This window comes from Shewanella sp. SR43-8, assembly GCF_014163775.1.
Taxonomy (GTDB): domain Bacteria; phylum Pseudomonadota; class Gammaproteobacteria; order Enterobacterales; family Shewanellaceae; genus Shewanella; species Shewanella vesiculosa.
In genome coordinates, this window is sequence record NZ_JACJDX010000001.1 from 190916 (window position 1) to 205518 (window position 14603).

The following is a 14603-nucleotide window of genomic DNA, read 5'->3' on the forward strand; positions in this document are numbered from 1 at the left end:
TGTAACTCCCTTTCGTCGACTTTTTGACGACAATAATAACTAATAAAGAGTTAAAGCAATTTAGATGCCAATATTAGAAGAAATATAATATGAGTAGATAAAATGGCGGGAAATAGAGAAAAAGTAACCGTTCCATTAGATAGGACAGGTTACTTTTTGCATCTTGACAGATGTTAGCAATAAATAAGCAAAGTTAATTAGACTATAAATCATAAGGTTAATTAACCAATTACAGATAACGCTAAGCAGGAAGTTGAATGCCCATATCACGCATTTTGGCCATCTTATAACGTAATGTTCGAGCACTTATACCGAGTTTTTCAGCGACCTTTTTTCTACTCCCCTGACATTGATTCAAGGTTTCTAAAATAATCACATGTTCCTGGGCCTTTAATTCGTCACCTAAGCCATCTACTTCAATAGACGGCTCTGTCTCTGCATATTCTGTGGCAACTAACTTCACATCAGCAGAGTCGATAATAATATCATTGACACCAATGTCATCATTTACTCGTAATATCAAGGCGCGTTGAATAACATTGTCTAACTCTCGCACATTACCCGGCCAGCGATGAGTCAGTAACCGTCGAGTTGCCGCATCATCAAGTTTAGGCACAGACGTCATATTCAATGCTTTAGCATGCTTCGCCAATAAATGACGTGCTAACGGAAGAATATCCGCAGGACGTTGGTTTAGTGCTGGCCACGTCAGTGGAAATACGTTAATGCGGTAATATAAATCTTCTCTGAATTCGCCAGACGTCGCCAACGATTTCAAATCGCGGTTTGAGGTTGCGAGAACTCTCACATCTAATTTTATGGTTTTACGGCCACCTAAACGCTCTACTTCGCGCTCTTGTAATACTCGCAATAACTTTGCTTGTAAGCCAAGTTCCATCTCAGAAATCTCGTCAAGCAATATGGTGCCACCCTGAGCTTGTTCGAACTTGCCTGGACAAGCTTGATAAGCACCAGTAAATGCACCTTTTTCATAACCAAATAAGGTGGCTTCTAACATGTTTTCTGGTATTGCCGCACAATTAATCGCAATAAATGGCTGCTCATTACGTTGGCTATGCTGATGAATATAACGTGCCAGTACTTCTTTACCTGAACCACTCGGGCCCATGATCATGACCGAAGCATCTGACACCGCAACGCGCTGAGCCAGCGCTAACAATGCTAAACTTTTCTCATCGGCAACCACGGGATTGTCGTGATTTTGTTTTAAAGGCAAATAGCGTGATACCTGATTTAATAACACTTCTGGTGCAAAAGGCTTAGCAAGATAATCTACTGCGCCTAATTTCATCGCACTAACAGCACTGTTAATCGTGGCATATGCGGTCATTAATAATACCGGCACTTTAGGTTGATGTTGTTGTAAATAACTCAGCAAGCCCATACCACCGATGCCATCCATCTGCACATCGCTAATCACCATATCAAAGTGGTTTACTTTTAAGGCCAATATAGCCTCTTCAGCACTGCCAACATCAACACAGTCGTAATGGGCAAGCATCAGTGTATCAAGCAATGCTTCACGTAAATCAGCATCATCTTCAACTAATAGAATATTTGCTTCAGCCACGCGCCACCTCCTGATCACTCATTTTGTTAATGTGCGGAAAGCTCAAACGAATATGGCAACCCATACCGGGTTTACACGACAACTGTATCTGTCCACCATGGTTTCGTACTACCGACTGCACAACCGCTAAGCCTAAACCTGTACCTTGACTCTTTGTTGTAAAAAACGGCTCAAGTATTTGTTGCTGCATTGACGGTTCAAGCCCTTTGCCATTGTCAATAACATCCAATAATAGACCATCAGGCGTTTCACTGGCGCTGACTTTTATTTTTGTGGCGCCAGCTTCAATACTGTTCATCACTAAATTATTTACCGCAGAACTGAGCGCATTCGCATTGGCAAGCATCAATGAATGTGAAGTATCTTCAACAACCAGCTGACAATGTTTTTTATCTGCAATCGGTTCACAACTGGCCATCACTTGGCTGATTATCTCATCCATTGAAACAGATTCAGCCATTCCATCTTGGCGTCCTCTAGCCATAAGTAACATGTCATTTACTTGACGCTCGAGTTCATTGAGTCGGTCAACCAGCTTAGATTGAAACTTCGACCGTGCAGAATTGGTTAATTTAGGACTAGCAAGATTAGAAGCGTACAGAAGCGCTGCAGATAATGGGGTGCGTACCTGATGTGCTAACGTGGCCACCATTTTCCCTAACGCCGATAATCGTTGTAAATGAGATAGGTTTTTCTGCAGTAAACGGGTTTCGGTAAGATCAGTTAACACAATTAACTGCCCAGGTTCTGGGGCTAACGGTGTAATAGCCAACTTTACCCGTCGACCATTTTTTAGCGACACTTCGTGTCCATCATCATCTTGAGGTGCAAAAGCACGATGAATAATATCAAACCAACGTAATCCTTGTAGAGGTCGGCCTAATAGCTCTGTTGCAACCGGATTAGCTAACGTCACAACACCATCACCATCAATGATCACCACGCCAGATGGCATAGCTTGAAGAATATGCGCCATTTGATTCGACATATTGGCGGCCTTACTGGAATATGAACTGACGAGAGACGTTGCTATGCCTGTGGCAATGAATGAGCTTGAGTGAACACGTCCCTGATTGGTATGACTTTGTACATTTGAATTCACGTCAATTGCAGACGTTTGTGTTTCCGCATCAGTGATAGCGAAAGACGAAGCTGACGCAGATAATTCAAAGTATGAATCGTCTGTCTGGGTTAACGCTCGTGCTGAATACATGGTCGCTCCGTCAAAAGAATAACATTTGACTAACCCAATGCATTTACCGTGCCAAGAAAACATTTTGTCGTAGCTGAAACATCGGTGCACGGTTCCTCAGCAAGCTACGCAAACGAGAAAACACACTCTTAGTGTGTTTTCATTACAATATCAATTAATTACAGTTTAATTATTCTTTACTTAAACCATATTTACGCATTTTTTCGACTAATGTGGTACGGCGAATACCCAGCATCTCAGCCGCTCTTGCGACAACATTATCTTGCTGTTCGAGTGCCTGACGGATCATGTCGATTTCTAATTCGGCCAGTAAGTCTTTTAAATTAACCCCTTCCGGCGGTAATTCACTTGGAAAGCGAGTTTCGGGTATTTCGACAGGCTCTTCATCACTGAATATCGACGCTAACGCATCACGTTCTAGCTGTTCTTCACTGACTTCAATACAATATTCTGGCACATCAATATAACGATACTTATGCGGTAAATCGTTGACATCAACCAGTCCGCCTGGGTACAAAATCGTTAAGCGCTCAATTAAGTTTGATAATTCACGCACATTACCGGACCAAGGATGCTCTTTTAATGATTCAATGGCTCGTTGAGTAAAGCGAACCTTACCGCGGCCTTCATTAAACACTCGGTTAACGAGTTCGTGCAGCAGTAACGGCACATCATCACGTCGCTCACTTAAAGCCGGCATTTCGATTGGGAACACATTTAATCGATAAAACAAATCTTCACGAAATTCATTATCTACAATCATGGTTTCAAGGTCGCGATGCGTAGCAGCCACAATACGTACATCTGTGGCAATCGTTTTACTGCCACCAACACGCTCAAAAACCTTTTCTTGCAATACACGCAACAACTTAACTTGCATCTGCAATGGCATGTCACCGATCTCATCGAGAAATAGCGTACCGCCTTCAGCCATTTCAAAACGACCTTTACGTGCAGATATTGCCCCGGTAAAAGAGCCCTTCTCATGGCCAAATAACTCACTTTCAAGTAACTCAGCAGGAATCGCACCACAGTTAACAGGAATAAATGGGCCATCACGTCGTTCAGACAAATAATGAATATTACGTGCAACCACTTCCTTACCTGTGCCAGATTGCCCCAACACTAATACAGTTGCATCAGAACTAGATACTTGACTAATCAAGTGTCTAACGTTAGCAATACCTTCACTGCGCCCCACTAGGCTTCTGAATAACTTAGTCTGATTACCGTTTGTTAAGGTATGCTCGCGTTTTGCTTGACCAAACACTTGGCAAAAATGCAATAACTCAGTAAGTTGCGGATAATTTATCGGTTCTTCGATCAGCCCAAGCACATTTGATAGATGAATATCAATATCACCCAGCAAGAGTATGGGTTGCCAAGGAGCTGCAGCGATAATATTTTTAATACTATCGACATCGATATTTTCATTCACAATGACAACTGCTCGGTACCGAGAAAGCTCGACTAAGGCTGCTAAAGATTCATTAGAAACAATGTCACATTGCTCGCCTAAGAATTCTAAAATACAGCACAAACGGGTCACGCGCTCTGATGGGGTACCGACAATTAAAATTCGTTGTTCTATTTGCATCATTCAGAAGGCCAAAAGCTCTTGTTATAGGTATTTATTCGGAATGGTTGCGTCGCACACAGCAACAAAAACCAAAGTACATTGCAGCCATAACAGCTGACAACACTGACAGTATTCTAGCATTATTCCTAAAACATGATCGTAAATCCGCAAAATTCTGGGTAGAAAAACGAACTTAGGGATAAATATTGTATTATCAGCTCACCATAAGCAAGCACCAGTTACATTTTATCTACATTGAGCCACATTTTAATAGCAATATGCTGTTTTTTTATTCGAAAAATCTAATGAACCAAGTTAGATCATCTTAATGCATCAATATACCGTAGTAAAAATTTCAGCTTAATTGAGTCGCAAACCTAAAAACACCTTAAGTAATAATACTAATCTAAATCAGTCTAAACTCACCACTCAACTCCAGGTGCATGTTAACTGACATTTTTTATAGATTTACACTTTGTATACCAATGAATTACTACCATAAAATTGTTCGAACTCTTAATGGTCTCCTTTTATAAATAAGTGGTCTACTGTAGACAGTATCATCGCCTTGAATGGCCTTAACATGACCGTTAATTGTCATTTACAAAAGGAGGTTTTATAGCAATCATCGTTGCAGTGATAATCCTCAAAGGTAAATTTAACAATCGCTCTCTGTCACTTAGCTATACGATGAAATGTCACTTCAACTTTAAAAGTCTCGCTATGAATATACCTTAATTATGCTGATTAAAATCATTCTTACTCATCAGTTTTACTACTATAATAATCGTCAGAAAAGCTACACACCTAGGCGTTAAAAGTAACCTCCAGAGCAATACAAAAACTTTCGATTTCAAACAACAATTTATGCTAACGAGAATAAATATTAACCTTAACGGTTCGCTTAATGCGATACCATTTCAATAGGTTTTGGTTTATACAGAGAATTAAATGAGGTGAAATTTAGCAGAAATATCTAATTAATCAAAATATTAAGACTAACAGGCTGATTGTAAGAGTTAATAGGAAATAGATTGTTTTTTTATAAACATACAACCTAGCTCATGGTTAAATGGTTTTAACATTAATTATAAAAAGGCTGTGTATCGTCCTCATAAGAAAAGCATTACTATGAGGCATAAGACCTGTGTCTCCGTTATAAAAAAGCCACTCACCCTAGGTGAATGGCCTTATACGCTAAGTCTCATTTTAGTTTTATACGAGATATAGTGTTGCGTTTAACTTGCTTCAGAAGTTATGTGATGCTTATCTTGAGGAATTGCATCCCAACCTTCTTTGAGAGTTCGTAACACACTTACTGCATCATCTATTGCTTGTGCGTCATTTCTCAAATTGGCTTCGGTTACTTTTAAAATGATAAAATCATATAACTTACTTAGGTTTCCAGCAATCTCTCCGCCTTCATCCATATTCAAACTATTGTTAAGTCCATTAATAATGCCTATTGCTTTGCCAATAAACAGACCTTTATTGATCATATCACCATTTTCAATAGCATAACGACTTTGAGCAAGTCTTTCTAAACCACCGGCAAACATCATCTGAATAATACGATGTGGCGAAGCAACTGATATCTCGCTGTCCAACGAAACCTTACGATATGACTGTAAAGAACTTCTCATAATAACCTACCTATTTGAATCAATATTTTGATAAACCTTAATTTGTCGTTCATGAGTTCGCTTTAAATTTAATAAGCTTTGTCGATGAGACATTACTTTTAAACATCTGCTAATAAAGGTGTCAGTCAATAATAATTGTTCAGACAAGGAACTCGCAAATGTATCATCAACCGCATCATGTATCATTGAATCAATGTATAATTGACGATCTCCTATAGAGTCAAGCAATAATGATACCAACTTATCAGATTGGTCATTTTCGGCAGGAATTTTCTCAATTTGATTTAACGTATCTTCAATAGTCTCGTTAATCAGTTCAAGTTCAGCGTTCAATCTATGTATTCCTATTATGCTCTCACTACACCAGGGAGCGAATTCAATCTATCAGCTAAACCAGAGCTTTGTTGATTTAGTTGGGCAACAATCAAATCCATAGCGTTGAATTGTTTAAGAAGACGAGACTGTAGTTGCTCCATTTTCAGACTAAAGACTTCACGCTGATCAGTTAGTCTTTTCGTTTCTTCGGTGTATGAGTTATTACGATTATCAATAACACCGCCAGATTTGGTGTAACTTTTTGCTAATTCATCAAATTTGTAAGCTAAACCCGTGTCACTTGTTGAAAATACCCCCTCAACAAGTGACATATTGTTATTAACCGCATTGGTTAAGCGAGTGTCATCAATCTTTAATTTACCTTTATTATCGGTAGAGATACCAAGCTCATACAATGCAGATTCGACTCCATCGACACTGACTCTTTCACTAACCGTTTTTCGTAATTGAGACTCTAATGACCTAATAATAGAATCGCCCTGGAGGGCTGAAGCTTTATCTTTATCAACATCATAAGAAGACAATTTATCGATAGATGAAATCAAGGTATTGTAAGCGTCAACAAAACCTTCAATATTCTTTTTAACTGAATCAGTATCTTGCTTAATCGATAGTGTTGAAGTAGCGCCGACATCTGCTTTAGTCAAAGATAGACTGACGCCTGTAATTGCACCATCTATAGCGTTGCTTTGTGAGGTTAATTTCTGTCCATCAACATAAATAATAGAGTTAGCGGCACTTTGCAGAGTTTCTAGATTAGCACCATTAAACATATCAGATAATCCAGTACCGCTAGAGTCTACGGCTGACACTGAAACTTGATTATCGGTTCCAGAATCATTGGCGGTAAAAACAAGTCGGCTTCCTGCATCACTTTTAATCAATGTGGCAGTAACACCTGAGTTATCTGAGGCATTATTAATTTTTGACGCAATAGCAGAAAGGTTATCAGCAGGATCAATTGCTACTGAAAAACTTGTACCATTCACAGATAAATCTATACTGCCTTGGCCCACAGCAAGAGACGGATCGGCGACATTTGCCCCCGCAACTTTGTGAGAAAGAGCAAGTTGTTCGACTTTAACGGAATAGTTACCTGGTTGAGCATATTGATCAGCTTTAGCTGTAAAAAATGCACTATCTCCCGTTGATACGATCCGAGAATTGAGTAACTCACCGCTTTGAAGTTTTTTAATCGCATCTTGAAAGTTTGATAAACCGCTTTTTAAAGTGCCCATAGCGGAGACTTTCGCATTTAGTTGAGTTTCTTTTTGGGTAAACAAGGCTTCTTTGGGTTGTTTCTCAGCGTTGACAAGTACACTGACGATATTTGAAATATCTAACCCAGAACCAATACCTGTCGCAGTTAAAGCCATTGAAGCCTCCGTTGAACCAGTTAATCATCTAAATAATAGCTGCATAAATCAAAGCTAAAACTAAAGTCAGTATTTATACAAAGAATTAAACTTCAATTCTCATCAAAACACCTGAAACCTCACTAATTTTTTGCGCCAGTTTTAAAGCTTCTTCGCTCGGAATCTGTCTAATAATATCACCAGACTCAATATCCTGAACTTTAATAACTTGTTTACCTGAATCATCATCAACCGAGAACTTTAACCCTTTTTGCATCATAGCAACCATATCGGTCAAATCTGCGGCGACTTGTTTCAACTGTTCGTTATTAGGCTCTTTTTGCATTAACTGAGTCGTGGACTCATTATTGTTAATCGTATTCACAGAAGACAAATCATTAGTTTTGCTTTGTGCAGAAGCTGGCTGGTTTGTAGCTGACTGAGTAGCTACATCAACCTTACTAAAATCAGTATTCATAGCAAAGTGAGCAGTATTATTGTTAATTTCCATGATACACCTCAATTTACCTTAGATAATAGAGTATAAATCTCTATTATGCTTAAACAACAAAGGGAGTTCCATAATGGACCTCCCTAAAGCATAGCTAATAATTAATTAACTAACTAAAGTAGCGATAGAGCGATCTGAGGCAACTGGTTAGCTTGGGCTAACATTGCTGAGCCAGTTTGCTGTAGTACTTGGTTTTTAGTCATTGTTGAAGTTTCTTTTGCAAAGTCAACATCCACAATACGACTTTTTGCATCAGCAACGTTAGCTTGAGTGTTAGCACTGTTACTGATGTTATATGCTAAACGATTCTGTATCGCACCTAACTTACCTCGGTTAGTATCGATCGTCTTTATTGCAGCATCAATTTTACCTAAAGCAGTCGAACGTGCCGTTGAGCCTGCCGCCGCGCCGGTTGCAAGTGTTTGACCAACTGACATACCTGTAATTAGTAAGGTTGCTGCTGTAGTATTCGCAACTGAAATAGCAATATTTTCACCCGCTTGAGCCCCTACTTGGAATGTCCTGCCCGCGGCAAAACCACCGCTTAATAGTTTGGTAGTACCAAATGCCGTTGTAGATGCGATTTTATCAATTTCCGTGACAAGTTGTCCAATTTCTGCGGCAATGGATGTCAAGTCAGCAGTACTATTTGTACCATTGCTACTCTGCACCGTTAAATCTCGCATACGTTGCAGCATATTGGTCTGCTCTTGCATCGCACCTTCAGCAATTTGTGCAATTGAAATCGCATCGTTGGCATTACGCATACCAACTGATAAACCGTTAATTTGAGAGTTTAAACGGTTAGAGATACCAAGACCTGCGGCATCATCTTTAGCGCTATTAATGCGCAAACCACTGGATAGACGCTCCATAGAAGTTGCAAGTGCACCACTAGATGAATTCAAGTTTTTCTGAGCTTTTAACGACGTTACGTTAGTGTTTACTGTGATAGCCATGATTGCTTCCTCATATTGTTTCTGACTTGAGAGATGCCTGCATGCTTTATCTCAAGTCAAACAGGTCTTGCTCGTTACAATATATTTAACGGCTACAATCTTTTTATCTTTAGTTTTTTTTAAATCTTTTTTTATAAATTTATAAAAATTTAAAAAAAACTTAAATTATTAGTTACTTATAATAATATAAAATAGGCTTCTATTAAGAAGCCTATTTTATAAGTGAGTTATTACTAACCCAATAATGACAATGCAACTTGAGGCAACTGGTTAGCTTGAGCTAACATCGCTGAACCTGTTTGTTGTAACACTTGGTTCTTGGTCATTGTTGATGTTTCTTTAGCAAAGTCGACGTCGACAATGCGACTTTTAGCGTCAGCAACGTTAGCTTGAGTGTTAGCACTGTTACTGATGTTATAGGCTAAACGATTCTGTATCGCACCTAACTTACCTCGATTAGTATCGATCGTCTTTATTGCAGCATCAATTTTACCTAAAGCAGTCGAACGTGCCGTTGAGCCTGCCGCTGCGCCGGTTGCAAGTGTTTCACCAACTGACATACCTGTAATTAGTAAGGTTGCTGCTGTAGTATTCGCAACTGAAACAGAAATATTCTCCCCCGCTTGAGCCCCTACTTGGAATGTCCTGCCCGCGGCAAAACCACCGCTTAATAGTTTCGTAGTACCAAAAGCCGTTGTAGTTGCAACTTTATCAATTTCCGTGACAAGTTGGTTTATTTCTGCGGCAATGGATTTCAAGTCAGCAGTACTATTTGCACCATTGGTACTCTGAATAGTTAAATCTCGCATACGTTGTAGCATATTAGTCTGCTCTTGCATTGCGCCTTCGGCAATCTGTGCAATTGAAATTGCATCGTTAGCATTACGCATACCTACTTCTAAACCACCAACCTGGGAGTTTAAACGATTAGAAATAGCTAAACCTGCAGCATCGTCTTTAGCGCTGTTAATGCGCAAACCACTCGATAAACGTTCCATCGAAGTAGACAGTGCTTGGCTTGATGTATTTAAATTCTTCTGTGCTTTCATAGAAGTAACGTTGGTATTAACTGTAATAGCCATAAATAATTCCTCATTCCTAGTTTTGTTGCCAAGACTGTGGAGCTTGGCTAAATTTTACAATTTAACGTGATTGCTTATTGTTAGATGTAATCAAACAATGAAAGCGAACCCACTTTACTAAACACACTCGATACCGCATTAAGTGCAAGCTGTTGTTTTTCAAACTCGGTCATAGCCTCGGCATAATCTAAATCTTCAAGAATAGACAACGTGCTGCTATTAATAATTTTCTCTTCTGAATGATTTGTAGAAATACTCTCTAAACCTTTCAAATTATTACCAGCGATCCCTCTTGCCGTACTGACTTGATTTTGACCACTATCAATATCATTCAATAGTTGTGCCAACTTCGACTTCCCTTGAGGACTATTTGTCGACTCAGGAGTTTCTAACAATGCTAATGCTTTGCTAAATGAATCAAAGATACTGACAGTTTCCATTGGTTCCATGGTAAAAGAGTCGCCCGCTGCTGGAGTTCCGTTTAATTTCACCTCTATATCATTGAAAGAAACAGGATTGGTAGCATCAAAATTAGTTACGGTAGTAACTGTACCGCCCCCTGAATTTAATACTTGGAGATCAACCCCAGTGCCATTGGGAGTGAAATTAAATGTATATGTATCAGAAACATGCGTTGCTTGATTCGTTATTTTGGCACTTGAAACAGCAGAGTCACCTTGCTGAGGAGACAAATAATTGACACCATAGTCCCCAATAGGGTTAACCGAATTCATAAAGGCTAAATCACCGGGAATATTTGTCGGTATCGCAACGCCAGATGCCACAACACTTTTTCTGACACCAGAATCACCGCTGTAAACAATTTCATTATTGATGTCAAAAGCAAAAGGTTGTGAATTGGTTTTGTTTCCTGCAAACATGTAGTTACCAGATTCATCCTGACTATTAGCGATTGAGACTAGCTCCTCGAGGCTCGCTCTCATTTCATCGGCAACCATTTGCCGCTCAACGGGACTAAGGCTGCCGTTTGCACCTCGTAATAATTGTTCACGCATAGATGAAATTAACGTCTCCGCACTACCAATTTTACTTTCACTGATAGACAGGTGATTAGTTGCATAATCAACATTCTTTGAATATTGATCCACCAAGGCATTTTTTTGCTTTAAGTTATCAATACCAATGGCTGCAACAGGATCGTCACCTGCTGTATTGACTTTTTTACCACTCGTAATCTGCGCTAAAATAGTATTTGTTGCTGATTGCTTATCTAAAATACTCTTAGTACTTTGCTGGAACATTTGTCCGGTAGAAATTCTCATAATGTATCTCCTAGCGAACCGAGCTTAATAGAGTGTCGAAAATGGTTTGTGCAGTTGTCATTATTCTGGCGGAGGCTTGGTAAGACTGTTGAAAACGCAATAAATTTGCTGCTTCTTCATCAAGGTTGACACCAGATTCACTTTGCACACGGTTACTGGCTTGTTGATATATTGCCGTTGCCGAGCCCACTCGCACTTCAGCAGACTTAGTTTGGCTACCAATATCCAATTTAGTATTTTCAAATACGCTGTTTAAGGTACCAGTGCCGTTATTCATCAATTTAGCATCAGACAATTTAGCCATTTCAACTGCATTACTGTTGTCGCCTTCTGCAAATGACAAATCAAACGTGAAACGTTCGCCAGTCGCAGTACCTGAAGTGGTAATATTAAAGTCCATGCCAAAAGCGTTAATGTTATTGCCAGTGTAAGCACCTACTCCTAACGACACACCAGCACTGTCAAATGCTTCGTAAGTATTGGCTGCTGTATTGAGTTGAAAAGTAATCGACGATCCAACACCCTGGAAACCCGCAGCGCTGGAGTTCATGTTATTTAAACTGATAGAAGTATTACCAGAATTGGCAACGTCGGCACTTAAACTAGGCCCAGCAGCAGCAATGCCTTCGGGATCGGTCATCACCACTTTTAAACCAGAGGCTGCGCCTGCTGTTGGACGGATTTCAAATTTATCACCATCCGCTACGGCACCACTGGCAATATTAATGCTAAAACCTGCACCACCGGTAAGTTGACTACCCGATACTGTTAATGTGGTTTGCTCTCCAGTTTTAGTATCTTTTAATTGGTAACCATCTGCGATGGTATAGCTCAACTCGTAGCTGCCACCTGATAATGCCCCCACATCATCAATATTGACCGACATTGCTGCTGTACCAGTATTGGTAGAATTACTTGCTGCACGGCCTGAAGCCATTAATGGATCGTTAATATCACGAAAGATATCGCTACCGACGTTACCGTTTAAGTCAAAACCTTTGGATTGCATTTCGTTAAAGGTGTCTGCAATACCTAAGGCTAATTGGCCAAGCTCAGTGCTAGCCGGTAATAAAGTGTCATCTCTAAATGAAAATAATGCGCCAAGTTGACCGCCCAATTTAGACGGATCAATGTTAAGGGTTTTATCGCCAATAGAAGCATTAATGCGCGGTTCATTTGGATATGGATCGCCTGGGCTCATGCCAATTGACATCGACACTTCACCTGACACCAACATCACTGAACCGCCCAGCATAATTGATTTGGCACCAGTATCTAATGGAATAACATTCACCTGAGCATACTGGCTGAGCTCTAAAATGAGTGCGTCTTGCTTGTCTAGCACTTGGCTGTCATCGCCTTGAGATTTCATCAATTCTAAATTGATGCTGCCTAATTCTTTGCTTATCTCATTTATACGAGTGGTAACGGATTCAATTTGGCTATTGGTTTGCTTTACCTGACCATCGAGTTGCGACTGCATTTGATTTAGACCAGCGGCTAACTGCTCTGCAGAGCTGAGACTACTGCCACGAATACCTAAATCGGTCGGTAAATCGGCTACATTATTGATGCTAGCAAAAAAATTGTTCAAATTTGCTGGTACCATTTTACCAATTTGAGAATAAATCTGGTCTAACTCACTCAACTTACTATAAGAGGTTTCAGCCGCACTCATGCTGGTTTGACCTATGCGTAACTCACGCGCGGCAAATTCGTTATAAACACGCTTAACATCGGACACATAAGTGCCGGTGCCATAAAAATTATTGCCTAAGCGTTGTGATTCTAATGATGACTGGGTAGCAACTTGCCTGTTGTAACCAGCAGTATTTGCATTGGCGATGTTATTACTGGTGACACCTAATTGCGCTTGAGATGCTTGAACGCCTGTGCGAGCGATATTGAGTAAGTCAATCGACATTATTTAGTCTCCACAGGTAATACAGATTTAAGGCCTTCTTTTACCGACTTCATCACATTGATAACTTTATTGGCATATTGAGGGTCGGTGGCATAGCCTGCTTTTTGCAGTGCTTTAATAAACTGAGTCGGCTCTGCGGCAACTTTACGCGCATCTTGATAACGATCACCTTGGCTAATAAACGACACAAAATCGTTAAAGCTCTGTTCAAGGTTGTCATACATTCTGAAATCCGCTTTTTGTTGCACCGCTATGCCCTTTTCAAATTCCAATGTATTGACAGAGGTTTTGTCACCCTGCCAACGTTTATCAGCTTTGATATTAAATAAGTTATTACTCATAGTGCCGTCATTACGACGTACCACTTTTTGGCCCCAGCCGGTTTCGAGTGCTGATTGAGCGATTAACACTTCAGCTGAGGTACCCAGGGATTTAGCCGCTTTTTCAGCGTGGGGATACAACACCGAAATAAAATGTTCTGGACTGGTAAATTGACTTACCGCAATACCTTTGCTTTTTGCCATAGGGGTATCAACCGGCGGCAAACTTTTGCCCGTTTGTAACGCTTGGCTGGTTAATTGCTCGCCGCGTAACACACTGTCTAATTGATCACCAGATAACACCCGAGAAAGCTTGGCCGTCATAGGTTGCATAGACTGCGCATGATCAATAACTGAATGCGATGCCGCTATTTGATCTTTTGGTGCTATAGCATCTAAAGTGTCTTTATCTAACTCTGTTGCTGGCGCAACAAACATGCTCGGGTTTACTTTGTAGTCGCTATTACCGCGTAATACTGATGCCGGAGTAATAGGGCTATTTTCTGGGTCTAATTGCTGCACCATCATTTCAGCCAGCCCTAGCATGCCTTTATTGGATAAATCGACAGACATTTGTTGATCACGCATTTGTTCAAAAAATGCTGTTGTTTCACTGTTCATTGGATTGTCTGACTTAAACGCGGCATTGGCATCTCGCATGCTTTTCATGAGCATTTGAATAAAGATCCCTTCAAATTGCTTAGCCGCTTCTTTAAGTGCCCCCTTCTCGTCTTTCTGGGCTTGGACACGAAGTGAATCTAGTCCTCCTAGATCCAGAAAGTTCGATGAAGCTGACAACTTTTCCAT

General features: G+C 40.1%; 12 protein-coding genes. All 12 read right to left on the bottom strand.

Features of this window, described 5'->3' with window-relative positions; translation table 11 throughout:
* Positions 1-241 precede the first annotated feature (241 nt).
* The 12 genes from H5114_RS00775 to flgJ all read right to left on the bottom strand — a co-directional run bounded on the left by H5114_RS00775 (position 242) and on the right by flgJ (position 14603).
* The gene (locus H5114_RS00775; protein ID WP_182721946.1) at positions 242-1591 is read right to left on the bottom strand and encodes a sigma-54 dependent transcriptional regulator; all 1350 of its coding nucleotides are present in this window, start codon (positions 1589-1591) and stop codon (positions 242-244) included.
* Positions 1584-2804, bottom strand: coding sequence for a HAMP domain-containing sensor histidine kinase (locus tag H5114_RS00780; RefSeq protein WP_310736374.1), 1221 nt, complete (start codon positions 2802-2804; stop codon positions 1584-1586). The genes H5114_RS00775 and H5114_RS00780 overlap by 8 nt, the downstream gene beginning before the upstream one ends.
* A gap of 169 nt (positions 2805-2973) precedes the next feature.
* Positions 2974-4404, bottom strand: coding sequence for a sigma-54-dependent Fis family transcriptional regulator (locus tag H5114_RS00785; protein WP_182698011.1), 1431 nt, complete (start codon positions 4402-4404; stop codon positions 2974-2976).
* 1217 nt (positions 4405-5621) lie between these two features.
* Entirely contained in the window at positions 5622-6026 is a 405-nt protein-coding gene (gene fliS / locus H5114_RS00790; protein WP_182721947.1) for a flagellar export chaperone FliS, read from the bottom strand.
* A gap of 6 nt (positions 6027-6032) precedes the next feature.
* On the bottom strand, positions 6033-6359 hold the full coding sequence (locus H5114_RS00795) for a flagella biosynthesis chaperone for FliD, FliT (protein WP_182721948.1): 327 nt from the start codon (positions 6357-6359) through the stop codon (positions 6033-6035).
* A 14-nt stretch (positions 6360-6373) separates the two neighbouring features.
* The gene (gene fliD / locus H5114_RS00800; RefSeq protein WP_182721949.1) at positions 6374-7738 is read right to left on the bottom strand and encodes a flagellar filament capping protein FliD; all 1365 of its coding nucleotides are present in this window, start codon (positions 7736-7738) and stop codon (positions 6374-6376) included.
* Positions 7739-7823: 85 nt separating this feature from the next.
* On the bottom strand, positions 7824-8228 hold the full coding sequence (locus tag H5114_RS00805; protein ID WP_182721950.1) for a flagellar protein FlaG: 405 nt from the start codon (positions 8226-8228) through the stop codon (positions 7824-7826).
* 113 nt (positions 8229-8341) lie between these two features.
* Complete coding sequence (locus H5114_RS00810; RefSeq protein ID WP_182721951.1) at positions 8342-9187, bottom strand: flagellin; 846 nt, start codon at positions 9185-9187, stop codon at positions 8342-8344.
* A 233-nt stretch (positions 9188-9420) separates the two neighbouring features.
* A complete protein-coding gene (locus H5114_RS00815; protein WP_182721952.1) occupies positions 9421-10269 on the bottom strand; it encodes a flagellin in 849 nt (282 codons plus the stop codon).
* Between the two features lie 80 nt (positions 10270-10349).
* Entirely contained in the window at positions 10350-11552 is a 1203-nt protein-coding gene (flgL, locus tag H5114_RS00820) for a flagellar hook-associated protein FlgL (protein ID WP_182721953.1), read from the bottom strand.
* 10 nt (positions 11553-11562) lie between these two features.
* Positions 11563-13476 (bottom strand): flagellar hook-associated protein FlgK, encoded by a 1914-nt coding sequence (gene flgK / locus H5114_RS00825; RefSeq protein WP_182721954.1) that lies wholly within the window; start codon positions 13474-13476, stop codon positions 11563-11565.
* The gene (gene flgJ, locus H5114_RS00830) at positions 13476-14603 is read right to left on the bottom strand and encodes a flagellar assembly peptidoglycan hydrolase FlgJ (protein ID WP_165870113.1); all 1128 of its coding nucleotides are present in this window, start codon (positions 14601-14603) and stop codon (positions 13476-13478) included. Before flgJ ends, flgK begins: the two co-directional genes overlap by 1 nt.

Excerpts from the sequence above, each read along its gene's own strand:
- H5114_RS00780 (WP_310736374.1), bottom strand. The coding sequence starts at position 2,804 with ATGTATTCAGCACGAGCGTTAACCCAGACAGACGATTCATACTTTGAA.
- H5114_RS00785 (WP_182698011.1), bottom strand. The coding sequence starts at position 4,404 with ATGATGCAAATAGAACAACGAATTTTAATTGTCGGTACCCCATCAGAG.
- fliS (WP_182721947.1), bottom strand. The coding sequence starts at position 6,026 with ATGAGAAGTTCTTTACAGTCATATCGTAAGGTTTCGTTGGACAGCGAG.
- fliD (WP_182721949.1), bottom strand. The coding sequence starts at position 7,738 with ATGGCTTTAACTGCGACAGGTATTGGTTCTGGGTTAGATATTTCAAAT.
- H5114_RS00805 (WP_182721950.1), bottom strand. The coding sequence starts at position 8,228 with ATGGAAATTAACAATAATACTGCTCACTTTGCTATGAATACTGATTTT.
- H5114_RS00810 (WP_182721951.1), bottom strand. The coding sequence starts at position 9,187 with ATGGCTATCACAGTAAACACTAACGTAACGTCGTTAAAAGCTCAGAAA.
- H5114_RS00815 (WP_182721952.1), bottom strand. The coding sequence starts at position 10,269 with ATGGCTATTACAGTTAATACCAACGTTACTTCTATGAAAGCACAGAAG.
- flgL (WP_182721953.1), bottom strand. The coding sequence starts at position 11,552 with ATGAGAATTTCTACCGGACAAATGTTCCAGCAAAGTACTAAGAGTATT.
- flgK (WP_182721954.1), bottom strand. The coding sequence starts at position 13,476 with ATGTCGATTGACTTACTCAATATCGCTCGCACAGGCGTTCAAGCATCT.
- flgJ (WP_165870113.1), bottom strand. The coding sequence starts at position 14,603 with ATGGAAAAGTTGTCAGCTTCATCGAACTTTCTGGATCTAGGAGGACTA.